The organism is Flavobacterium sp. GNP002, from assembly GCF_054343795.1.
Window position 1 is genome coordinate 1,191,459 of record NZ_JBTGUW010000001.1, and the last position, 22,890, is coordinate 1,214,348.

The window sequence follows — 22,890 nt, forward strand, 5'->3', positions numbered from 1 at the left end:
GTTTGATTATTTTTAACATTTCTTTATTCATATAAATTATTACTTTTATTGGTTATAAAAAACAAAGTATAAATTTTGGAAAATCAGCAATTTATTTATCAAAAACTAGAAGCTTTCATCAGGAAGTTTTACATCAACGAATTGATTCGGGGAACTATTTTCTTTATCGGTTTAGGATTGTTGTATTTCCTATTTACGCTTTTTGTTGAATATTTTCTTTGGCTTAAGCCAATGGGAAGAACCATTTTATTTTGGACTTTCATTGGAGTAGAAGTGTATCTGTTGTTCCGTTTTATTTTGTTTCCAATTTTTAAATTATTCAAACTTCAAAAAGGAATCGATTACAATCAGGCTTCGGCAATTATTGGAAATCATTTTACGGAAGTGAGTGATAAACTGACTAACTTTTTACAATTATCAAATCCGAACGAGCATCAAATAAAATCGGAATTATTAGCCGCTTCGATTGAACAAAAAGCCAATGCGTTGCAACCAATTCCTTTTGGTAACGCTATAAACTATAATGTTAACAGGAAATATTTTCCTTTGGCTTTAATTCCAATTTTGTTATTTGCTTTTTTTTATTTCTCAGGAAACAGCAATATGATTTCTCAAAGTTTGAATAGAGTAGTGCACTTCAATTCGACTTTTTTGCCACCTGCTCCATTTAAATTTGTAGTTCTTAATTCTAATTTACAAACTGAACAAGGAAAGGATTTTATTCTTCGCATTAAAACCGAAGGAAAGATAGTTCCTGAGAACGCGATGATTTTTATTGATGATGAAAGTTATTTTATGGAATCAACAAAAGCGGGAGAGTTTCAATTTAAGATGGCAAAGCCTTCAGAAAATATTTTGTTTCACGTGGAGGGAAATGCTATTTCTTCTCCGGATTATGAATTGAAAGTGATAACTGTTCCATCGATTGCTAATTTTGAAATGCAGTTGAATTTTCCTTCGTATTTGAATAAAAAATCAGAAACTATCAAAGGAACAGGAAATGCAATCATTCCGGAAGGAACGAGTGTGACTTGGAAAATGAATACACAAGCGACAGAAAATGTAGTGTGGATGGATGGAATCTCGAAAGCTACTTTTTCGAAAACAGAAAACACCTTTGTTTTATCAAAAAATATAGTTCAAAATACAGATTATCAAATTCTTACTTCAAATGAGAAGATAAAAAACTACGAAAAACTCAATTATCAGCTTACTATTGTCAAAGATCAGTTCCCAACCATCAATGTAAACAATGCACCGGACAGTTTGAGGGTTGCTAAGAACTATGTTTTAGGTCAAATCTCAGATGATAATGGTTTGTCTAAACTTCAGATTGTTTATTACGAAAGAGAGAAACCACAAACTGCTAAACGTGGAACAATTGCTATTAAGAAAAGTGCTTTTGATCAATTCGTGTTTTCGTTTCCAAGTAATCTTCCGGTAGAGCAAGGCGTGTCTTATGATTATTATTTTGAAGTTTTTGATAACGATGCAATCCATAATTTCAAAAGTACAAAGTCTTCTGTTTTCTCGAATCGTGTTTCGACAGATGAAGAAAAAGAAGATCAAATTTTGCAGCAGCAAAATGACAATATCAATAGTTTAGAGAAGTCTTTAAAAAATCAGGATAAGCAAATTTCTGAAATGGAGAAGTTGCAAAAAACTGGAAAAGAAAAAGAAAATCTGGATTTCAAAGATCAGCATAAAGTAAATGATTTCATCAAGCGCCAAATGAAACAAGATGAGATGATGAAAGAATTTACTAAAAAAATGAACGATAATTTGGAGCAATTCAAAACCGATAAAAAGGATGAGTTGAAAGAAGAGCTTCAAAAACGAATGGACAAAGCGGAAAAGGAATTGGAGAAAAACCAGAAACTTTTAGATGAATTGAAAGAACTGAATGATAAAATTCAGAATGAAGAGTTGTTGACTAAGTTGGATAAATTTAAGCAAAACAGTAAAAACCAAACTAAGAATTTAGAACAATTAGTAGAGTTGACAAAGAGGTTTTATGTAGAAAAGAAAGCGGAACAATTAGGAGACAAATTGAACAAGCTTTCTGAGAAACAAGATAAGTTATCTAATGATGAAAAGGAAAACAAACTAGACAAGCAAGAAGATATTAATACTGAGTTTGACAAAATCCAAGAAGATTTAAATGATTTGGATAAAGAAAACAAGGAATTAAAATCACCTTTGGATTTACCTAAAGACGATGCTAAAGAAAAAAGTATTGACGAAGATTTAAAGAAAGCCTCTGAAGAATTGAAGAAGGACAAAAAAGATAAAGCTAAGCCAAATCAAAAAAGCGCATTTAAAAAGATGAAAGAGATGGCGCAAAAAATGGAGCTAACTTTGGAGCAAGGTGAGATGGAACAGCTGGAGGAAGATGTTGCCATGTTAAGACAAATCTTGGACAACCTATTAGCATTTTCTTTGTCCCAAGAAGACTTGATGAACCAATTTAAAAAGCATAAATCAGGATCTCCGGCGTTCAATAAAAACATCAAATTCCAACAGGATTTAAAACAACAGTTCAAGCATGTTGATGATAGTTTGTTTGCGATGTCGTTGCGCAATCCTAAAATTGCGGAGGATATTACTAAAGAAATTGGCAATGTAGTTTACAACGTAGATAAGTCTTTGTCCAGTTTAACAGATGCTCAAGTTCCAAAAGGTTTGTCGCATCAACAATACACCATTTCTGCGGCTAACAAATTAGCAGATTTCCTAAGTGATATGCTTAACAATATGCAAATGCAAATGTCAGGAATGGGTTCTGGTAAACCGAAACCGGGTCAAGGACAAGGAATGCAATTGCCGGATATTATTAAAAAACAAGAAGGTCTTGGCGAGAAAATGAAAGATGGAATGAAGAAAGGCGAGAAGCCTGGCGAAGGTCAAAAGGGACAAAACGGTAAACAAGGAAAACCTGGTGAATCAGGTCAAGAGGGTGAGGGTGGCGAAGGAGATGCACGAGCTATAATGGAAATTTATAAAGAGCAAAAACAATTACGTGAAGCATTACAAAACGAATTGAACAAACAAGGATTGGGTGGAAATGGACAAAGCGCTTTGGAACAAATGAAGCAAATTGAAAAGCAATTATTGAACAAAGGATTTAAGAACGAAACACTTCAAAAGATACTGAATGTAAAACAGGAATTATTGAAATTGAATTCCGCTATTCAGCAACAAGGAGAGGAAAATAAACGCCAATCTGAAACTAATAAAAAGGAGTTTAATAATCAATCTAATGCGCTGCCAGCTGCTTTATTAGATTATTTAAATAGCATAGAAATATTAAATAGACAATCCTTACCTTTGCGCTCGAATTTTAATCAAAAGGTTCAAGAATATTTTAATAAAAAATGATCAATTTTAATTACGAAACCGACTTTAATTTAGACAACGAAGAAGCTACAGCTGCTTGGTTAGGAAATGTTATTACCTCGGAAAATAAGAAAGAAGGAGAGATAAATTATATCTTTTGTGACGACGAGTATCTTCATAAAATCAATGTTGAGTATCTCAATCACGATACATTAACAGACATTATCAGCTTTGATTATTCTATGGGTAATGAATTGCATGGAGATATTTTTGTTTCTATCGAAAGAGTAAAAGACAATGCTACTGACTTTAATGTTTCTTTTGAAGACGAATTAAAGCGAGTATTGGTTCACGGCATTTTACATTATTGTGGCTACAAGGACAAAGGTGAAGCCGAAGAGCTTTTAATGCGTTCTAAAGAAGATGAAAAAATCGCTATGTTTCACGTGGAACAATAGTGTCTTTCAAATTTTCAAATCAAAAGTGTTTCACGTGGAACATATAGAGTTGGTTTGAAAATAGGTTCGCAATGTTTCACGTGGAACAAAATATATAGATTTCAAAATTACAATCCTGAAAAAGGATTAAATTATAAAAGAAGATGTTTCTAAATGAATATGATGTAATCGTTGTGGGTGCAGGGCATGCAGGTTCAGAAGCTGCAGCTGCTGCCGCAAATTTGGGTTCAAAAACTTTATTGGTAACAATGAGTTTGCAGAATATTGCCCAGATGTCATGCAACCCAGCGATGGGCGGAATAGCCAAAGGACAAATTGTGCGTGAGATTGATGCGCTTGGAGGATACTCGGGAATTGTTTCTGACAGAACTGCAATCCAATTCAAGATGTTGAACAAATCCAAAGGTCCTGCCATGTGGTCGCCGCGTGTTCAAAGTGACCGTATGCGTTTTGCTGAGGAGTGGAGAATGATGTTGGAAGGAACGCCAAATCTTGATTTCTATCAAGAGATGGTTAAAGGTTTGATAATTGAAAATGGAAAAATAAAAGGAATCCGAACTTCTCTTGGAGTTGAAATTCGATCTAAATCGGTTGTGTTGACCAATGGAACTTTCCTGAATGGTTTGATACATATTGGTGAAAAACAATTTGGAGGAGGAAGAGCAGGCGAGAGTGCTGCACATGGAATCACCGAAGATTTAGTTGCTGCAGGTTTTGAATCGGGTCGAATGAAAACGGGAACTCCTCCTAGAGTAGATGGACGTTCTTTGGATTATTCTAAAATGAACGAGGAAAAAGGAGATGCTAAACCGGATAAGTTTTCCTATTCGGATGTTACTTCTCCGTTGGTTCATCAGCGGTCTTGCCACATGACGTACACGTCTCTTGATGTTCATGATATTTTGAGAGAAGGTTTTGATCGTTCGCCAATGTTTAACGGGAGAATAAAAAGTCTTGGACCAAGATATTGTCCTTCGATTGAAGATAAAATTAATCGTTTTGCAGATAAAGAAAGACACCAATTATTTGTGGAGCCTGAAGGATGGAATACGTGCGAGGTTTATGTAAATGGATTTTCCACATCGCTTCCTGAGGATATTCAATTTAAAGCGTTGAGTTCTGTTGCGGGATTTGAGAAAGTGAAATTCTTTCGCCCGGGTTATGCAATCGAATATGATTATTTCCCGCCGACACAATTGAAACATACTTTGGAAACAAAATTAGTTGAAGGTTTGTATTTCGCCGGACAAATTAACGGTACTACCGGATATGAAGAAGCGGCTTCCCAAGGATTGATGGCTGGGATAAATGCGCATTTAAAAGTGCATGAAAAAGCGCCATTAATTTTAAAAAGGGACGAAGCATACATCGGAGTTTTGATTGATGATTTAATCACGAAAGGAACTGAGGAACCGTATCGAATGTTTACGTCTCGTGCAGAATACAGAACGTTGTTGCGTCAGGATAATGCCGATTTCAGATTGACGCCGATGTCTCATGAAATAGGTTTGGCTTCAGAAGCGCGTTTGCGTAGAATGGAACACAAATTAAAAGAATCTGAAAAGATGGTAGCTTTCTTCAAAGAAACGAGCGTTTCGGTTGCAGAAGCAAATCCTATTTTAGAATCAAAAGATACGGCGCTGATTACACAAGGGGATAAAATGTTTAAAGTGTTTTCTCGTCCGCAAATTGATTTGGAAGATATCATGAAATTTGATAAGGTTGCAGCTTATGTTGCAGAAAATGATTTGGACCAAGAAATTTTGGAACAAGCGGAAATTCAAGTGAAGTATTCTGGTTATATCGAAAAAGAAAGAAACAATGCTGATAAGTTGCTTCGATTGGAAGATGTGAAAATTCCAGAAAATTTTGATTATGAAAAAATCAAATCAATGTCGATTGAAGCAAAACAAAAATTAAGCAAGATTCGTCCGGTAACTATTTCTCAAGCATCAAGAATCAGTGGCGTTTCGCCAAGTGATGTTTCGGTGTTGTTGATTTATATGGGACGATAAGATTTGATATGTATGATTAACGATTTTTGATTTAAATCTGCAATCAACTGTTCCACGTGAAACTACGCTGTGAAGCCTTGCTATAATTGAAGAATCATAAAAATAAATATTTCAACCCTGAAAGCATCCGTTGGTGTTTTCAGGGTTTAGTTTAAAATTAAAATATAAAAGCACTATTAATTAATGGACATTTCAAACCGACAGCCTTTTTTAACCGTTAAAGATTATTCTGTTTCTCAGGAAATTTTCGATTTATATCATGATGAGAAATTGGACATGCTGATTACGACTCCACAACCCAGCTTAGAGAATTTAGGAAAGTACTACGAAAGCGTTGATTATATTTCGCACACAGATAGTAAACGATCTTTGTTTGAAAAAGCATATCATTTTGTAAAAAGCATTGCGCTTAAAAACAAATTGAATTTAATCAATTCGTTGCAACCGAATAAAGGAAGCATTTTAGACATTGGTGCTGGAACAGGAGATTTTTTGTCTGTTGCCAAAGAAAATGGTTGGCATACGATAGGAGTAGAGCCAAGTGAAAAAGCAAAAGCTATTGCAAAAAAGAAAGGCGTTTCATTTGTTTGGGAAACCAGTGAATTAGACAATCATTCTTTTGATGTGATTTCGATGTGGCATGTTTTGGAACACGTTCCAAATTTGGAAAATCAAATCAAAGAATTGAAACGATTATTAAAACCAAACGGAACTTTAATTATTGCCGTTCCAAATTTCAAATCTTTCGACGCAAAACATTACGGAAAGTTTTGGGCTGCTTATGATGTGCCGATTCATTTTTGGCATTTTTCTAAAACAGCTATAAAAATGCTTTTCGAAAAAGAAGAAATGAAATTGGTAAAAATACTTCCTATGAAATTCGACTCTTTTTACGTGAGCCTGCTTTCGGAAAAATACAAAACGGGCAAAATGAATTATATAAAAGCCTTTTTCATCGGTTTGCAGTCGAATTGGAAAGCGAAGAACAATTTCGAGTATTCTTCACACATTTACATCTTAAAAAACAACTAAAAATCATTTTAAGCGCATTTAAGGATAGTTTTTAATGAAATCGAGGGTGATTGTCGGATTTTTAAATTAATTCCTTTAGTTAAAAGATATGAAAGCCGCTTTTAATAGTCGTAAATTATTCATTCATCAATCATAATAAGAAAATCTTATATCATAAAAAAGTAGCATTTTTTAAACTTTATGTCAATGCTGTCTATTTTTTTATATTTTTGTCACCAATACTTAAAAATTAGAAATTAACCAAAATGAAATCGAAGATTCAAGAATACCAAAAAATAAATATTAAAAACATGAGTAAAAAAGCATTATTAATTATCGCACTTTCAATTTCACTTGTTGCTTGTAACAAACCAGCCGAAGCAGCTAAAGAAGTAAAAACAGCTTACGTAGACACTTCTGAATTAATGAAAGAATATACAGAGGCAAAAGACCTTGAAGCAAAATATAAAACTAAAGCAGAAGAAAAAGGAAGACAACTAGAAGCTGAAATTAATCGTTTCAAACAAGAAGCTGCAAATTTTCAAACTCAAGCACAAGCAAACGGTCAAGCGTGGGCACAACAAAAAGGTGCTGAATTACAAAAGAAAGAACAACAATTAAGTTACGCACAACAAGCGTTGTCTCAGGAATTGCAAGTTGAAAGCGGAAAAGAAATGGATTCTTTAGTAAGCGGCGTGAAAAAATTCATCAAAGCGTACGGTAAAGAAAAAGGATATGCGTACATCTACGGAACAGGTGACGCGGCTTCAATTCTATACGCTGAAGATAAATTTGATATCACAAAAGAAATTATCAAAGCCTTGAACGACAAATACAAAGCACCTGCTAAGACAGAAGAAAAAGCAGAAGCTAAAAAATAATTTTTTTATATTAATTCAAAAAATTGCCTTCGTCTAGCTTTAGATTGAAGGCATTTTTTTTGAAGCTATTTACTTCGTCAGTTCGCTTCGCTCGTGTCCCGCTATCCGCTGTAATCTCTCGTTTAGCAAGTGTTTTTTCTAACCCATAAAAGGAGCTTCCGTTGGTCGCTCTTTTCTAGCCAGAAAAAAATCACTTTCTAAATTTCGAGTATTTCCGCTATTATCTGGGCTAAAAAACATTGGAATTATTAACATAAAATGTTTTCCAATATTAAAATAGTATTCCTAATTTTCAATACTTTAGCTTTATATATACACGCCTAATGCAAACCATTTCAGAAGCCGCCGCTTATACCTTACGATTCATCAATCAAACCCATCGATCCGTTTTCCTTACCGGGAAAGCAGGAACGGGAAAAACCACACTTTTACGTGAAATTATTCAAACCACGCACAAGAACACAGTTGTTGTGGCGCCAACGGGAATTGCCGCTTTAAATGCTGGTGGTGTAACGATTCACTCGATGTTTCAGTTGCCGTTTGGAGGATTTATTCCGGATAATTCATCGCCTCAATTTTCCGAAAGCACCAAATTTGAAACCAAAGCAACCCTGCGCAGGCATTTCAAAATGAGCGGTTTGAAGAAATCAGTGATTCGCAATATGGAGTTGTTAATTATAGATGAAGTCAGTATGCTTCGCGCTGATTTGCTGGACGCTATGGATTATATGATGCAAACCGTCCGAAAAAAAAACACTGCTTTTGGTGGCGTTCAAGTCTTGTATATTGGCGATTTATTGCAGTTGCCACCAGTAATTCGGGACGAAGAATGGCGAACGCTGAAAACCTATTACAAAGGAAAATTCTTTTTTCATTCGCACGTAGTACAGCAACATCCGCCTTTATACATTGAATTGTCTAAGATTTTTCGCCAGACTGATGATACGTTTATTTCGGTTTTGAATAATCTGCGCAACAATCAGATTTCGCAGCAAGACATTCAAACTTTAAACCAATACGTAAAACCAGATTTTGATTTAAAAGCAAACAAAGGATATATCACATTAACTACGCACAACAACAAAGCCGATACGATGAATGCGCAGGCTTTGGAAGATCTTGAAGGAAAGTTAGTGGTTTATAAACCTGAAATAACAGGAGATTTTCCGGATAAGATTTTCCCCGTGGAACAACAACTGCAGTTGAAAGTGGGTGCGCAAATCATGTTTGTAAAAAACGATTTGTCGTTTGATAAGCATTATTTCAACGGAAAAATGGGCGTTATCAAATCGCTTTCGAGTCAGGAAATTCTGGTTCACTTCCCGGAAGAAAACAAAACTATAGAAGTCGAAAAATACGAATGGCAAAACATTCGCTACAAAGTAGATGAAACTACCAAAGAAATTGAAGAAGAGGTTTTAGGGACTTTTGTGCATTATCCCATCAAATTAGCATGGGCAATTACGGTTCATAAAAGCCAGGGATTGACATTTGATAAAGCTGCGCTTGATGTTTCGCAAGTTTTCCTACCCGGACAGGCTTATGTCGCATTATCGCGTTTACGCTCGTTAGAAGGGCTTATTTTGCTTTCTCCGTTGCGCATGAATGGCATTTCAAACGATCAGGATGTGATGGATTATTCGTTGAACAAAGCTTCAGATTCGTTTTTAGAGAATGCCTTGCATTTTGAAACCAAAAATTTCATCCATAACTATCTGATAAACACGTTCGATTGGAATGATTTGGCCCAGGAATGGCGCAATCATAAATTCAGTTACAACGAAAAATCAGAAATATCGGAGAAATCCAAACATGCGGTTTGGGCCAGAAAACAGACGGAAGTCATTGAACAGCTTTTGGATCCATCCAAAAAATTCATATCACAATTGAATAAGCTTTTTGGTCAGGAAACTGTCGATTTGAATCATGTTTCGGAACGTATTCAAGCCGCTTTCAGTTATTTCTTGAAACCAATGGATGATTTGGTTTTTGAAATTCTTTGGAAAATAGAAGAAGTAAAACGCATCAAAAAAGTAAAAGCGTTTTACGATGAATTAATTGTGCTGGAAGAATTGCAAACCAAGGCCGTTCTGCGCTTAATGAAGGCCAAATTATTGATAGAAACCGTTGTTGCAGGAGAAACCATTTCGAAAGAGAAATTGACGTCCTCAGAAATAAAAAAATACATCAGCCGTAAAACGGAAGCCATACAAAATCAGTTTAAAGAATTAAATATTACGTTGATTGAAGATGAAAAAGACGTGGAGCGTTATACTTCGAAAAAATCAAAAACAGCAGTACCTAAAAAATCAACAGTTCAGGAAACCTACGAATTGTGGGTCGAAAAGAAATCAATAGAAGATATTGCTACAATCAGAGTGTTGACGAAACAAACGATTTACTCGCATTTTGTGAAGTTGATACAAACCAAAGCGGTATCCATTTCGGAAGTTTTACCGGAGGATAAAATGCAGGATTTAGCAGCTGCTTTTGCTGGATACAGAGAAGAATCACTGAATACCTTGATGGAAAAACACGGTCATAAATTCTCTTGGGAAGAAGCGAGAATGTACAAAGCAAGTTTGAATTAAAAACCAGAAAGTGTTAAAACTAAAAAACCCTATTCGGTATGAATAGGGTTTTTGTTTTATAGTGATTGAATTAATATCCAAGCCTCTGGATTGTGCTTTTCATTGATTTCTTTTTTTGCTTTTTCTGCTTCAGCAAATGTGGCGTAACTGCCGTATAAAACTGGAAAATAACCGTTTCTGTTAGGAGCGATGCGTTTTGCATCATAACCTAAACGAGTTAGAATTCGCAATGTTTTGATGGCATTTTTTTCTTCGCGGTACACTCCAGCCATAATGTGATATGGCATTTTCATTTCCTTGTCAGATTTTAAAGTAAGCGTCACGGCAGGAACTGGACTTTCGATGAAGAAAGTGGCTTGCTGAATTTTATTTTGAACTTGTTTTTGAACGGCAGTTTCAACAAGAATCGTTTCTGAGGCGATTTGGTTTTGATACATTGGATAGCCCACACTTCCTGCAAGACCTAATCCTAATACAAAAATAGCAGCGTATTTTAAATATGGATTTGCTGTTCTTGTCTCAGGAACCATAGTGATGGTTGCTTTTTCTTCGATTGCTTCTACTTCTTTTTCGAAGATTTCTCTTTTTACAAGCGGTGAAACAAAAGGAGCCAAACCAAAAGAACTAGTTAAATAATTCGTTTGATCATACGGAGTGAAAACAATGTTTTTATCTGCGTTCAAACGAAGATCACCTACATTTTTTATTGAAATAAGTTCGTTTTCTTCAAATGCTTTTTTCCAATTAAATACCTCGTATTGAATTTTACTTACGGCATATTCATAAGAAGTTTTTTCTGCTAAAGCGATATGATTGGCTAATAAACCATCATTGTTTTTCAGATTTGCATTGAAAGCAATCATTTTTTTGGGTGGAGAAAATGAATTTGTACTTTCGTTTAGTTTTGCCGATTGAATTTGGGTCAAAAAAGCTCCGAAACCAGGAATGGTTACACATTGATAACGGTATAAAAGCTGCGCGATGTATAGTTCGATTTTCATACTTACAAAGTTATACAACGAAAATAGTTATCAAAATTTTATTCACAATTTTTATTAACAATCCGCATAAAAATTTATACATTTCACGCTCAAATAATTAGCATGAAAGAGCAGGATTTATTTTATTTATTGGCATTGCAAAGAATAGAAGGCGTGGGCGACATAATGGCCAAAAAACTGCTGACTCATTTTGGAACTGCAGAAGCTATTTTTAATACAAAAGCATCGCAACTTGCTGCTATTGATGGGGTAGGCTCTGTTTTGCTGAAAAATTTAAGAGACAAATCCGTTTTCGAAAAAGCAACTCAAGAACTGGAGTTTATAAAAGCAAATGAAATCAATTCGGTTTATTTTCAGGACGAAGACTATCCGGAACGGTTGAAACATTGTATTGACGGACCACTTTTATTATTCACCTCTGGAAATATCAATTTAAAAAACAGAAAAATAATCAGCATTGTAGGAACGCGCCAAATTACTTCGTACGGAACTGAATTTTGCAGAAAATTGATTGAAGATTTAGCTCCACTTGATCCTATAATCGTAAGTGGTTTTGCCTATGGTGTTGATATTGTCGCACACCAACTGGCGATGGAACATAATTTACAGACGATAGGCGTAGTGGCGCATGGGTTGAACCAAATTTACCCAAAAACCCATAAAAAATACGTTGCTAAAGTCGAGCAAAATGGTGGTTTTATGACCGAGTTTTGGAGTTCCTCTAATCCGGATAAAGAGAATTTTGTGCGAAGAAACCGAATTGTCGCAGGAATGTCTGAAGCGACAATTGTAATTGAATCAGCGGATAGAGGCGGATCGTTAATCACGGCAAATATGGCAAATGATTACAACCGTGATGTTTTTGCGGTTCCGGGACGTGTTACTGATAAGTACAGTCAGGGCTGCAATAACCTGATAAAAACCCAAAAAGCAAATGTCTTGACCAGTGCCGCGGATTTGATTTATATTTTGAATTGGGATATTCAAAAAGAAGTAAAACCGGTACAAAAACAATTGTTTGTAAGCTTAGACGATGACGAGCAAAAAGTATACGATTACCTGTTAAAAACTGGAAAAGAACTGATGGATATCATTGCCTTGCGCTGTGATTTCCCTATTTATAAAATATCAGGAATGTTGTTGAATATGGAGTTGAAAGGCGTGATTAGGCCTTTACCGGGGAAATTGTTTGAGGCGATATAAAATAATGACCCTTTCTAGTTGGAATAGGAACGGTCATTATTTATTTTTAAACTAAATATCTTCAAAGCCTAATTTTTCTCTCACTTTCGATAGAAAGTTAGGTAGCATAATTTTATTTTTCTATCTGAAAAACGGGACCTACTTAATAGAAAAAAAAGATATCATAAATAAAATATATGTTTTCATGATTAATAGTTTTATTCAATCTCAAAACCTGATTCAACATGAATATATTCAGTTTTTCTATGATTATTTTTAACTAAAAGAACTACATAGTCATTAAAATATTCCCAAAGCATGTAATCATTTAATTTTTGTTTTTTGTTTTTATTATAAAACTTTGAAGAGCGTATAAATTTTTTAAGGGAGAGTATTTCTTTTGGATTTAGATTATTTATGACTCTAACTTCTTCAAAGAAAAAAGACCCATTGCTACCTCCACTACTATCATCTAGATAAAAATGATGTGGGATTTCAGCATGTGTATTTATATACTTATTATCATAATTAAAAAAAAGTGTGTCTTTTGATTTTTCTTGAGCCTTTAGAGAGTTAAGAAAAAAGAGCGATAATATAACTAAAATATGTGTTTTCATAAATCAAATAGTTTTATAATAATTAGTTAAGGGCAAGGAACAGTTCTGCTAAAACCATCAACTCTCTTAGATAGTGCTTCTATTGCTGCTTTTTTTTCTGCGGGTAAATCGGCCCAGGCTTTAACATTATTTTCTCTTAGACCGCTCCAAGCCAGCGCTTCATAAAAAGCATCGCTTGGTGCTTCTCCATAGTAATTGATATATTTATTATAATCATCTATAAGAGCAGTTTTATGAAATCCTTTTAAAGCTTCTTTCATACTATTGAGATATAATTCTGCTATGGTGCCGTGTTGATTTCCATATTTTTCATACGTGTTTTTAAAATCCAATCTTTCTGTCTATTAACTAAAAAGGGATTTCTATAAACGCGATTTGATTTTAACATATAAGTCATTTAAGCTTTCATGAAATAGTAATAAAACTATAAAAAACTTAAATGACTTATATGTTTTAAAAATAGATTGTTACACCTCAAATCCTAGTTTTTCGCGCACTTTGGCGAGTACTCCATTGGCCACAGCCGAAGCTTTTCCTGCACCAATCTTTAAAAGTGCATCTACTTCGGGAAGGTTATTCATATAGTAATTGTATTTTTCTCTTTCGGTTTTGAAAGTCTCTGTAATCAATTCAAATAAAGCTTGTTTAGCATGTCCGTAACCGTAATTTCCACCAAGGTAATTGGCTTTCATAGCCGCGATTTGTTCTTCGCTTGCCAATAAAGTATAAATAGCAAAAGCATTGCAGGTATCTGGATTTTTAGGTTCTTCCAACGGCGTGCTGTCGGTTTCAATACTCATCACTTGTTTGCGTAAGGCTTTGTCATCCAGGAATATGTTGATAATATTATTGGCTGATTTACTCATTTTTCCGCCATTGGTTCCTGGAATCAACATGCTGTCTTCCTGAATTTTGGCCTCCGGAAGTACGAACGTTTCTCCCATTTGGTGGTTGAAACGTGACGCTACATCACGAGTGATTTCAAGGTGTTGCAATTGGTCTTTTCCTACGGGAACAAACTCTGCGTCGTATAATAAAATATCGGCTGCCATTAGCATTGGATACGAAAACAAACCAGCGTTTACATCTTCCAGTCTGTCGGCTTTGTCTTTGAAAGAATGCGCTAATGTCAAGCGCTGAAAAGGAAAAAAACAACTCAAATACCAGGATAATTCCGCTGTTTGAGGCACATCAGATTGTCTGTAAAAAACAACTTTATCCACATTCAAACCACACGCCAGCCACGCGGCAGCAGTACTGTAGGTATTGGTTCGTAAGGTTTCACCGTTTTTTATTTGTGTTATCGAATGTAAATCAGCAATGAAAAGAAAGGATTCGTTTTCAGGTTTATTTGATAATGCTATTGCGGGAATGATTGCGCCAAGTAAGTTTCCTAAATGTGGTGTTCCGGTACTTTGAACGCCTGTAAGTATTTTTGCCATTATTTCTTTTTTCTTAACCGCAAAGTTCGCAAAGATTTTCGCAAAGTTTGCAACGATTGTAAAGTTTTTCTAATAGGTAGATTTCCAAAGTAAATTCTTTTATTATTATTCGCCTACGATTTCTTACTTTTGAACCTATGAGAGGATTAAAAATTATTTTTTGGGTACTGTGGCGTATTTGGTTTTATATTTTGATGGCCATTCCCATATTGGTGATGTTTCCTTTTTTGGTATTGTCTATTTTGACGGAAAGCGGTTATCCTTATTTTTTTATGATGGCTCGAATTTGGGCAAAATTTATTCTTTTTGGGATGGGATTTTATTATAAAATAGATAAAAGCCAAGAAATGGAATACCAAAAAAGTTATATGATTGTTGCCAACCATACTTCTATGGCCGATATTATGCTGATGCTTGCCCTGACTAGAAATCCGTTTGTTTTTGTGGGTAAAAAAGAACTCTCAAAAATTCCTTTGTTCGGGTTTTTCTATAAAAGAACCTGTATTCTAGTGGACAGAAGCTCTTCAAAAAGTAGAATGGAAGTTTTTAACCGCGCTCAAAAAAGAATTAATCAAGGATTGAGTATTTGTATTTTCCCCGAAGGTGGCGTTCCGGATGATGAATCGGTGCTGTTAGATACTTTCAAAGACGGTGCTTTCCGATTGGCGATAGAACACGAAATTCCTATTGTTCCCATTACTTTTGCCGATAATAAAAAAAGATTTTCCTATACTTTTTTCAGCGGAAGTCCGGGAATTATGCGTGTAAAAATGCATACACATGTAGAAACTTTAGGAAAAACGGGTGTTGATCGCAAAGAAATTCGGGATGAAGTACGCGATATAATATACAACCAACTTATAGCTTTCGATTCTGAACCAATTAAAAGCTATAACTAATACCGGAATACAAACCGATAAATAGCGGTTTAAAGTCACCAGAGTTGTTCGAAAAGGTATTCAGTTGATATTTAACCATAGGCTCCACATTAATTTGGAATGATTTTATAATCTGGTATTTAAATCCTAACCCCACATTAGTACTGAAATGAACTTGATTTAGGTTTTTTGCTTCTCCTAATTTTACATTGGTTTCTGAGGAAACTAACGATATTTTATTCTGACTGAGAAACAAAGTACTTACACCTCCAATAACGTTAATGCCAAATTTTTTATCCAAAACAGCATAGGAAACCTCTAAAGGGACTTCATAATATCCCATTTTTTGATTGATGGCACCTGTATTGGTTTTTTGTAGGTCTTTTTCGAAAGTGATTAAACCGCTCATAGCAGATTGGTTTTTAATCTCAATTAATGCATTTGAAGAATAATTAATATTTGCCAGATTATTATTGGCCAAACCGGTTGAGTAGACTACGTTATTCGTGTTGTACCCTAACGAGAGCTTGTTAATTCCGCTTCGTAAGGCTACTTTTTTAGAAACAGCATAATTTACCCCAACACCAAAACTTAAGCTGTTATCGCCCGTTTTTTGATTTTCTGAAAATTGAGGATCAATGGCAGAACCACCTGAATTTGAATTCAGATATACAGCAGCAATGTTTGGCGTAATTTGCCATTTGTTTTTTTGATTGAGAACCACAACTTCTTTTTCTTCTCCTTTTTTCTTTTTAAGGATTTCTTCTAATTCATTTCGAGTTTCAGTAGTATTTAATGGTTGTTTTTTTGAATCTGCTGCAGCAATTTTAGCATTTTCACCCTCTTTTAAACTACTTTTTTCGAGTGTTTGATTTTGTGGAATATTTTCAAACCGGTTTTGGGTTTTTGTATTGTTTTTTTCAGCAATAACAGCCGTAGTTTTTAGGTTGTCAGTATTTGCTGTTGTTTGTTTTAGCGGTGAATTATTTTTTTGGAAATAAACAACAGAACCGTTTTGATTCTTCTCTTTGTTCGAATTGATTTTAAATCTATCAGAAGATATAATTTCTTTTTCATCTGTTTTTCCTGTTTTAATTTTGTTAACTACGACCTGAGGAATTGTTTTCACTTCTAAAGGATTACGCTCTTTTTTTGTTTTATCAAGAGTAGAATCCTTTCCTTTAAACGAATTTTTTAAAACTTTCGTGTCTATAACGACATCATTTTTTATTTCAATTTTGTTGTTTATGACGGTGTTCAATGCAAAAAAACCTAAAAGGAAAGCCGCGGCTATCCCAGAAGATTTTATCCAAAAAGGAATCACTTTTCGATCCTCTTCTTTTTCTTTTAAAGAGGCTTGGATGTTTATCCAAACATGTTTACTTGGCTCTGATTCAAAATCTTTGAATCGCTCTTGAAACAATCGGTCTATATTCTTTTTGTCGTTCATTGTGCCAATGAATTTATTTTGATTTTTGTATGATGATCAATTTTTTCTTTCAAAATCGCTCTGGCTCTGGCAAGATTTGACTTTGTTGTTCCTGTACTGATTTTAAGCATTTCGGAAACTTCTTTATGAGAATATCCATCAAGTACATAGAGACTGAAAACTAATCTATACTGGTCTGGTAACTCTTGAATGATTTGCATTAGATACTCGATAGAAATATTTTCGTCTTCAATTTCGACTTCTTCCTCAGGAATATTGTCGTTTATGACCTCCATATATCTAACGCCTCTGAATTTTTGAAGGGCATTGTTAATTATTATTCTCTTTGCCCATCCTTCAAAAGAACCTTTAAAATTATACTGCTCAATTTTATCAAAAATGATCAAAAACCCATCCTGTAGATTGTCTTCGGCATCTGCATAATCACTGGAATATTTTAAACACACCCCAAAGAATTTTTTAGAAAACAATTGATACAATTGCTCTTGTGCCTTGGGGCAGTTTTTTTTACATTGATTAATTATTTGATCTAATACCACAGTTTTTTCAGTCATTAATTAATCACTGGAATTTCAACTTCTTCAAATATATTTTGACCATTGGCATCCTTACCTTTATAAAATTTAAAAATATAAGAACCGGTATTGGTTACATAAAAATTGAAAGAAACCTCGGATGGTGCTGGAATTTGTTGTGTACACACTTGATTAGTATTCACTCCCGTTTGAATTCCTATGGTTCTTATATTTAAATTTTTATCATAATATATCCCTTGGAAAAAATGACATTCGGAAGGTCTTGTATACTTTAATTTTATCTCATAGGTGTTCCCTAATATAAATTTTTCGGGTAAAGTATAGCTATCTACAGGTAGCACTTCAAAGCTGTGATTGGGTTGATCATCGTCAATACTACAGCCCGTCAGGGATAATAAAAAGAGGGTGAGTAAAACAATTTTTTTCATCTTTACTAATTTAAAAGTTAATACTATTCCGTCAGTTTAAAAAGTTTTATTGACGGTTTTCTTAATAGATGAAATTTTTTTAAAAGGTTGCGTTATAAATTAAAAAAACCCGAGAATATCGGGTTTTAGTTTTTATGCTTCTGCCAATTCTTTTATTCTGGCTTTAATTTTTTCTTCAAGTTCATCCGCTAGTTCCGGATTGTCTTTTATTAAAGATTTAACAGCATCACGGCCTTGTCCTAATTTGGTTTCACCATAACTGAACCAAGATCCCGCTTTTTTGATGATTTCAAATTCTACTGCAAGATCTAAAATCTCTCCTGTTTTTGAAATTCCTTCACCATACATGATGTCAAATTCAGCAATTTTAAATGGCGGAGCAACTTTGTTTTTCACCACTTTTACTTTGGTTCTGTTTCCAAGGACATTATCGCCATCTTTAATTTGTGTGGAACGACGGATATCTAAACGAACCGAAGCGTAAAACTTCAATGCATTTCCTCCAGTTGTAGTTTCTGGATTTCCAAACATTACACCGATTTTCTCTCTTAATTGGTTAATAAAGAAAACAGTACAATTTGTTTTACTGATGGTTCCTGTTAATTTACGCAATGCTTGAGACATTAAACGAGCGTGAAGACCCATTTTAGAATCTCCCATTTCTCCTTCAATTTCACTTTTTGGAGTTAATGCGGCAACCGAGTCAATTACTACTATGTCAATCGCTCCTGAACGAATTAAGTTCTCCGCAATTTCTAAAGCCTGTTCTCCGTTGTCTGGTTGCGATATGATTAAGTTTTCGATATCTACCCCTAATTTCTCTGCGTAATTTCTATCGAAAGCATGTTCCGCATCAATAAAAGCAGCAATTCCACCTGCTTTTTGAGCTTCGGCAATAGCATGAAGTGTTAAGGTTGTTTTTCCAGAAGATTCCGGACCGTATATTTCAATAATTCTACCTCTTGGATACCCGCCAACGCCTAATGCTAAATCGATTCCTAAAGATCCTGATGAGATAGTTTCCACTTCTTCAATGGCTTTATCTCCCATTTTCATCACCGTTCCTTTTCCATACGTTTTGTCAAGTTTGTCAAGCGTAAGTTGTAGCGCTTTTAATTTGGATTCTTTCTCTGTACTCATCTTCTCTTTTACCTTTTCTTTCATCTATTTGTATTATTTTATAACTCTAAGAAACTGACAGGATGACTAATTATCCTGAAAATTTCATTTGTGTGCGAACATTTATTTTCGTAAAAATACTTCTTTTTTTAATGTAAATTTTCTCTTTCAAGAATATTTTAAATCTAATTTTCAATAAAAAATAAGTTGATTATTTGTGTTATAGGAACAAGGCCTTCAATTCAGTTGCTTCATGAGGATTTAATTTTCCTGCTAAAACTAGACTTAGTTGTTTGCGTCTCAATGCGGCATCAAAACGTTGTTTTTCCAGCTCAGTTTCCGGAACTATTTGTGGCACTTCTACAGGTCTTCCGGTATCATCAACCGCAACAAAAGTATAAATTGCTTCGTTGGCTTTGGTTTTGTTGCCAGACTCTCTGTCTTCTACCCAAATGTCAATAAAAATTTCCATAGAACTTTTAAACGATCTTGAAACTTTTGCTTCAACAGTAACAACACTTCCCAGCGGAATGGCTCTGTTAAAGGCAACGTGATTTACCGAAGCTGTAACTACAATTCTTCTGGAGTGTCTTCGTGCCGCAATACTCGCAGCGCGATCCATACGGGCCAATAATTCGCCACCAAAAAGATTATTCAAAGGATTGGTCTCACTTGGTAAAACCAAATCAGTTAATATAGTCAGGGATTCTGAAGGATGTTTTGGAGTCATGTTTTTTTATGTAAAAAGGAAATTGTTGTTTTTAAATAATAGTATGGTTTTAGTTTAACCAATAAACTGCTAATATTGCAGGGATAAAATAGATAACAATTGTTCTGGCACCATCGTAATCTTTTGCTAATCGCTGTCCGAAAAGCAACATTAATAAAGTGATACAAGAGAAGACAGCCCCGTAAAAACCGAATATTCTGCCATTATTTACGAATAATTCAATGCAACCCACTACGCATAAAATACCAGAAATTAATTCTAATATTAAAATGTTAAGCAATGCTAACGGAACATGGTTTTTTAATGGAGTTTTGGCAAAATGACCTTTCAGCCAGTCGACATTATCTTTCCAATAAAACAGTTTGTCGTAACCAGATTGCAGGAAAGTAATGGCCAGAAAAATTAAAATTAAAATCGAAGTAATGTTGTTCATTTTTTTATTTTTTGTGAATTAAACGGGTAAGTTTTATAGATAAATCGGTTAAAATAATTTTTGCGTTTCCGTTGCGTTCAATGTGATACATAGCATCCGAAAGTTCTTTGAAAATATCATTTATGTTGTTGCCATTCACGAAAGGGGCAAAATTCTCCAATTTGAATTTTTCCACTTTTGGCTCTATGTAAACTAAACTTGCGGTTTGATAATTCAACAACAAGGCCTGACGGAACATATCGATACAAAAATGTAAAAATTTCTTTTGTGTCTCTCTTCCTAAACCGGCAATTTGCTCACTCCATTGAATCAAATCCTGAATAGCCGCTGCGTTTCCTTTGGCTCTAAAAGCAGCTCGAACCCAATCAACAAACCATTTTTCAAAAAAAACCGATTCGCTGTCCGGTTGTAATAATTGCAATGCTTTGTTATAATTTCCTTGTGCTTGATGCGCTATTTTTAAGGCTTCTCTTGATTCCGTATTTTCTCTTGAAACTAAGGCTTCAGCGATGACGGTTTCACTTAATCCGTTGAAATGTAGGACTTGGCATCGGGAACGAATGGTTTGGATAATATCTTCTTCATTTTCTGAAATCAGAATAAAAACCGTTCTGTCGGTAGGTTCTTCGAGTAGTTTTAATAATTTATTAGAAGCTGCAATGTTTAGTTTATCAGCCATCCAAATGATCATTACTTTGTATCCGCCTTCGTAGGATTTCAATGCTAACGATTTCAAGATTTCCTGTGCATCATCAACCCTAATTTCTCCTTGTTTGTTTTTAACACCTAATATTTGATACCAATCAAACAAACTTCCGTATGGATTTAGGTTTAAAAAGTCTCTCCATTCCGTGATAAAATCGATACTTTTTGGTTTCGTTTTTACATCTTCGGTACTTACGGTTGGGTAAATAAAATGCAAATCGGGATGGGAAGTTTTCTGGAATTTGATGTTGCACGCTTCATTTGAACCCGAGTTTTCTGCGTTTTGATTGTTGCAAATGATGTATTGTGCATAAGCAATAGCCATGGGTAAAGTACCGCTTCCTTCAGGACCAACAAACAGTTGCGCATGTGGAATTCTTCCCAAATTAGCACTTCTTGTCAAATGACTTTTAATGTGTTCTTGTCCTAAAATTTCTGAAAATTGCATAAAGCAAAGATAGCAGAAAATGGTTTAGTCTAAAATTTTCGGATGCAAAGTTTTGTAGTACGAATTTTCAAATTTACAGTTGGATCAGGATATTTTTTAAGACATTTAATTTAACATATTTCAGAATTAAAAACAGTTATACTAATAAAAAGACACATTGTTTATTAATTTACATCGATTTCGTTACTAAAAACGGGATTTATTTGATTTCATCAAATTTATTAATAGTCTAAAAGTTCTATATTTGTTATCATTTTACAAATAAACAAACTAAAAATAGACCTAATGAAAACTTTAAACGATTTTGATTTCAAAAATAAAAAAGCCATAATCCGCGTAGATTTCAACGTGCCTTTAGATGAAAACTTCAATGTAACAGATGCAACTCGTATCGAAGCGGCAAAACCTACAATTGATGCTATTCTGGCTCAAGGCGGAAGCGTAATTTTAATGTCACATTTAGGCAGACCAAAAGGTGTTGAAGAAAAATATTCATTGAAACATATCTTGAAAACAACTTCAGAAGTACTTGGAGTTCCTGTTCAGTTTGCTTCAAACTCTGTTGGTGAGGAAGCTAAAACTGCTGCAGAAAAATTACAAGTTGGAGAAGTTTTATTATTAGAAAATCTACGTTTTCATGAGGAAGAAGAAGCTGGTGATGTTGCTTTCGCAAAAGAATTAGCGTCACTTGGTGATATTTATGTAAACGATGCTTTTGGAACTGCACACAGAGCGCACGCTTCGACTACAATTATCGCTCAGTTTTTCCCAACAGAAAAATGTTTCGGATTGTTATTGGCTAAAGAAATCGAAAGCTTGAACAAAGTTTTGAAAAACAGTGAAAAACCGGTAACAGCAGTTCTTGGTGGATCTAAAGTTTCTTCTAAAATTACGGTTATCGAGAATATTTTAGACAAAGTAGACCACATGATTATTGGGGGAGGAATGACTTTTACTTTTGTAAAAGCATTAGGAGGTAAAATTGGAGATTCTATTTGTGAAGATGACAAACAAGAATTGGCATTGGAAATATTGAGATTGGCTAAGGAAAAAGGAGTTCAAATTCACATTCCAGTTGATGTTGTAGCTGCAAATGCTTTCTCAAATACTGCCGATACTCAAATAGTTGATGTAAAAGAAATTCCTGATGGATGGCAAGGATTGGATGCAGGACCAAAATCTTTGGAAAACTTCAAAAAAGTAATTATGGATTCTAAAACTATCCTTTGGAACGGACCATTAGGTGTTTTTGAAATGGAAAGTTTTGCTAACGGAACCATTGCTTTGGGTAACTTCATTGCTGAATCTACTGCAAACGGAGCGTTTTCACTTGTAGGTGGAGGAGATTCTGTAGCTGCAGTAAAACAATTTGGTTTGGAAGACAAAATGAGCTACGTATCAACAGGTGGTGGTGCCATGCTAGAAATGCTTGAAGGTAGAACATTGCCAGGAATAGCAGCTATTCTTGACTAATACCGTATTGCTAAATAAATATAAACCAGTTTGATTTGTAATGATTTCAAATTAAAAACCGGTAACAAAATTCAATAAAAACCTTAGCGATACTATTTATCGCTGAGGTTTTTTTTTAAAATTTCAAGAATTGATTTTTTAAAGGGATTTTTACCT

At 34.5% G+C, this 22,890-nt stretch carries 20 protein-coding genes; 9 read left to right on the top strand and 11 right to left on the bottom strand.

The genetic code is table 11. The features are described 5' to 3' along the window. The first annotated feature begins 231 nt into the window (after nucleotides 1–231). The 6 genes from ACXX80_RS05375 to ACXX80_RS05400 all read left to right on the top strand — a co-directional run bounded on the left by ACXX80_RS05375 (nucleotide 232) and on the right by ACXX80_RS05400 (nucleotide 10,292). A complete protein-coding gene (locus ACXX80_RS05375) occupies nucleotides 232–3,378 on the top strand; it encodes a hypothetical protein (protein ID WP_458554076.1) in 3,147 nt (1,048 codons plus the stop codon). Continuing rightward, entirely contained in the window at nucleotides 3,375–3,794 is a 420-nt protein-coding gene (gene ybeY, locus ACXX80_RS05380; protein ID WP_458552322.1) for an rRNA maturation RNase YbeY, read from the top strand. The genes ACXX80_RS05375 and ybeY overlap by 4 nt, the downstream gene beginning before the upstream one ends. A 143-nt stretch (nucleotides 3,795–3,937) precedes the next feature. Then, entirely contained in the window at nucleotides 3,938–5,809 is a 1,872-nt protein-coding gene (mnmG, locus tag ACXX80_RS05385) for a tRNA uridine-5-carboxymethylaminomethyl(34) synthesis enzyme MnmG (protein ID WP_458552323.1), read from the top strand. A gap of 183 nt (nucleotides 5,810–5,992) precedes the next feature. Further along, on the top strand, nucleotides 5,993–6,841 hold the full coding sequence (locus ACXX80_RS05390) for a class I SAM-dependent methyltransferase (RefSeq protein ID WP_458552324.1): 849 nt from the start codon (nucleotides 5,993–5,995) through the stop codon (nucleotides 6,839–6,841). Nucleotides 6,842–7,086: 245 nt separating this feature from the next. Continuing rightward, the gene (locus tag ACXX80_RS05395) at nucleotides 7,087–7,701 is read left to right on the top strand and encodes an OmpH/Skp family outer membrane protein (RefSeq protein ID WP_315205664.1); all 615 of its coding nucleotides are present in this window, start codon (nucleotides 7,087–7,089) and stop codon (nucleotides 7,699–7,701) included. Nucleotides 7,702–8,024: 323 nt separating this feature from the next. Continuing rightward, nucleotides 8,025–10,292: a helix-turn-helix domain-containing protein gene (locus ACXX80_RS05400; protein WP_458552325.1), complete on the top strand. Its 2,268-nt coding sequence runs from the start codon at nucleotides 8,025–8,027 to the stop codon at nucleotides 10,290–10,292. A 56-nt stretch (nucleotides 10,293–10,348) separates the two neighbouring features. On the opposite strand, the gene ACXX80_RS05405 is transcribed toward ACXX80_RS05400, so the two are convergent. Further along, the gene (locus ACXX80_RS05405; protein WP_458552326.1) at nucleotides 10,349–11,293 is read right to left on the bottom strand and encodes an HU domain-containing protein; all 945 of its coding nucleotides are present in this window, start codon (nucleotides 11,291–11,293) and stop codon (nucleotides 10,349–10,351) included. A gap of 102 nt (nucleotides 11,294–11,395) precedes the next feature. Between ACXX80_RS05405 and dprA the strand changes: the two genes are divergently transcribed. After that, a complete protein-coding gene (gene dprA, locus ACXX80_RS05410) occupies nucleotides 11,396–12,496 on the top strand; it encodes a DNA-processing protein DprA (RefSeq protein ID WP_458552327.1) in 1,101 nt (366 codons plus the stop codon). Nucleotides 12,497–12,693: 197 nt separating this feature from the next. Here dprA and ACXX80_RS05415 read toward each other — a convergent pair whose 3' ends face one another. The 3 genes from ACXX80_RS05415 to trpS form a co-directional block, all read right to left on the bottom strand. Next, nucleotides 12,694–13,092, bottom strand: coding sequence for a hypothetical protein (locus ACXX80_RS05415; protein WP_417962322.1), 399 nt, complete (start codon nucleotides 13,090–13,092; stop codon nucleotides 12,694–12,696). 26 nt (nucleotides 13,093–13,118) lie between these two features. Then, entirely contained in the window at nucleotides 13,119–13,424 is a 306-nt protein-coding gene (locus tag ACXX80_RS05420) for a hypothetical protein (protein ID WP_458552328.1), read from the bottom strand. A 135-nt stretch (nucleotides 13,425–13,559) separates the two neighbouring features. Continuing rightward, nucleotides 13,560–14,534, bottom strand: coding sequence for a tryptophan--tRNA ligase (gene trpS / locus ACXX80_RS05425; RefSeq protein WP_458552329.1), 975 nt, complete (start codon nucleotides 14,532–14,534; stop codon nucleotides 13,560–13,562). Between the two features lie 137 nt (nucleotides 14,535–14,671). Between trpS and ACXX80_RS05430 the strand changes: the two genes are divergently transcribed. Beyond that, nucleotides 14,672–15,433 (top strand): lysophospholipid acyltransferase family protein, encoded by a 762-nt coding sequence (locus ACXX80_RS05430; RefSeq protein ID WP_458552330.1) that lies wholly within the window; start codon nucleotides 14,672–14,674, stop codon nucleotides 15,431–15,433. Here the strand turns inward: ACXX80_RS05430 and ACXX80_RS05435 are convergent. The 7 genes from ACXX80_RS05435 to ACXX80_RS05465 form a co-directional block, all read right to left on the bottom strand. Beyond that, nucleotides 15,417–16,862, bottom strand: a complete 1,446-nt coding sequence (locus tag ACXX80_RS05435; RefSeq protein ID WP_458552331.1) for a hypothetical protein — start codon at nucleotides 16,860–16,862, stop codon at nucleotides 15,417–15,419. The genes ACXX80_RS05430 and ACXX80_RS05435 overlap by 17 nt on opposite strands. Further along, nucleotides 16,859–17,401, bottom strand: coding sequence for an RNA polymerase sigma factor (locus tag ACXX80_RS05440; protein WP_458554077.1), 543 nt, complete (start codon nucleotides 17,399–17,401; stop codon nucleotides 16,859–16,861). Before ACXX80_RS05440 ends, ACXX80_RS05435 begins: the two co-directional genes overlap by 4 nt. 14 nt (nucleotides 17,402–17,415) lie before the next feature. Further along, nucleotides 17,416–17,826: a hypothetical protein gene (locus ACXX80_RS05445; RefSeq protein ID WP_458552332.1), complete on the bottom strand. Its 411-nt coding sequence runs from the start codon at nucleotides 17,824–17,826 to the stop codon at nucleotides 17,416–17,418. Between the two features lie 132 nt (nucleotides 17,827–17,958). Continuing rightward, nucleotides 17,959–18,966: a recombinase RecA gene (gene recA, locus ACXX80_RS05450; RefSeq protein ID WP_099716226.1), complete on the bottom strand. Its 1,008-nt coding sequence runs from the start codon at nucleotides 18,964–18,966 to the stop codon at nucleotides 17,959–17,961. A 199-nt stretch (nucleotides 18,967–19,165) separates the two neighbouring features. Further along, the gene (locus ACXX80_RS05455; RefSeq protein WP_282714026.1) at nucleotides 19,166–19,675 is read right to left on the bottom strand and encodes an acyl-CoA thioesterase; all 510 of its coding nucleotides are present in this window, start codon (nucleotides 19,673–19,675) and stop codon (nucleotides 19,166–19,168) included. Nucleotides 19,676–19,724: 49 nt separating this feature from the next. Beyond that, nucleotides 19,725–20,108 (bottom strand): DoxX family membrane protein, encoded by a 384-nt coding sequence (locus tag ACXX80_RS05460; protein WP_091166490.1) that lies wholly within the window; start codon nucleotides 20,106–20,108, stop codon nucleotides 19,725–19,727. Between the two features lie 4 nt (nucleotides 20,109–20,112). Then, nucleotides 20,113–21,261, bottom strand: a complete 1,149-nt coding sequence (locus ACXX80_RS05465) for a DNA polymerase III subunit (protein ID WP_458552333.1) — start codon at nucleotides 21,259–21,261, stop codon at nucleotides 20,113–20,115. A gap of 285 nt (nucleotides 21,262–21,546) precedes the next feature. Here ACXX80_RS05465 and ACXX80_RS05470 point away from each other — a divergent pair, with 285 nt between their 5' ends. Further along, a complete protein-coding gene (locus ACXX80_RS05470; protein ID WP_458552334.1) occupies nucleotides 21,547–22,734 on the top strand; it encodes a phosphoglycerate kinase in 1,188 nt (395 codons plus the stop codon). The last annotated feature ends 156 nt before the right edge of the window (nucleotides 22,735–22,890 follow it).

Excerpts from the sequence above, each read along its gene's own strand:
- ACXX80_RS05375 (WP_458554076.1), top strand. The coding sequence starts at position 232 with ATGGGAAGAACCATTTTATTTTGGACTTTCATTGGAGTAGAAGTGTAT.
- ybeY (WP_458552322.1), top strand. The coding sequence starts at position 3,375 with ATGATCAATTTTAATTACGAAACCGACTTTAATTTAGACAACGAAGAA.
- mnmG (WP_458552323.1), top strand. The coding sequence starts at position 3,938 with ATGTTTCTAAATGAATATGATGTAATCGTTGTGGGTGCAGGGCATGCA.
- ACXX80_RS05390 (WP_458552324.1), top strand. The coding sequence starts at position 5,993 with ATGGACATTTCAAACCGACAGCCTTTTTTAACCGTTAAAGATTATTCT.
- ACXX80_RS05395 (WP_315205664.1), top strand. The coding sequence starts at position 7,087 with ATGAAATCGAAGATTCAAGAATACCAAAAAATAAATATTAAAAACATG.
- ACXX80_RS05400 (WP_458552325.1), top strand. The coding sequence starts at position 8,025 with ATGCAAACCATTTCAGAAGCCGCCGCTTATACCTTACGATTCATCAAT.
- ACXX80_RS05405 (WP_458552326.1), bottom strand. The coding sequence starts at position 11,293 with ATGAAAATCGAACTATACATCGCGCAGCTTTTATACCGTTATCAATGT.
- dprA (WP_458552327.1), top strand. The coding sequence starts at position 11,396 with ATGAAAGAGCAGGATTTATTTTATTTATTGGCATTGCAAAGAATAGAA.
- ACXX80_RS05415 (WP_417962322.1), bottom strand. The coding sequence starts at position 13,092 with ATGAAAACACATATTTTAGTTATATTATCGCTCTTTTTTCTTAACTCT.
- trpS (WP_458552329.1), bottom strand. The coding sequence starts at position 14,534 with ATGGCAAAAATACTTACAGGCGTTCAAAGTACCGGAACACCACATTTA.
- ACXX80_RS05430 (WP_458552330.1), top strand. The coding sequence starts at position 14,672 with ATGAGAGGATTAAAAATTATTTTTTGGGTACTGTGGCGTATTTGGTTT.
- ACXX80_RS05435 (WP_458552331.1), bottom strand. The coding sequence starts at position 16,862 with ATGAACGACAAAAAGAATATAGACCGATTGTTTCAAGAGCGATTCAAA.
- ACXX80_RS05445 (WP_458552332.1), bottom strand. The coding sequence starts at position 17,826 with ATGAAAAAAATTGTTTTACTCACCCTCTTTTTATTATCCCTGACGGGC.
- recA (WP_099716226.1), bottom strand. The coding sequence starts at position 18,966 with ATGAGTACAGAGAAAGAATCCAAATTAAAAGCGCTACAACTTACGCTT.
- ACXX80_RS05455 (WP_282714026.1), bottom strand. The coding sequence starts at position 19,675 with ATGACTCCAAAACATCCTTCAGAATCCCTGACTATATTAACTGATTTG.
- ACXX80_RS05460 (WP_091166490.1), bottom strand. The coding sequence starts at position 20,108 with ATGAACAACATTACTTCGATTTTAATTTTAATTTTTCTGGCCATTACT.
- ACXX80_RS05465 (WP_458552333.1), bottom strand. The coding sequence starts at position 21,261 with ATGCAATTTTCAGAAATTTTAGGACAAGAACACATTAAAAGTCATTTG.
- ACXX80_RS05470 (WP_458552334.1), top strand. The coding sequence starts at position 21,547 with ATGAAAACTTTAAACGATTTTGATTTCAAAAATAAAAAAGCCATAATC.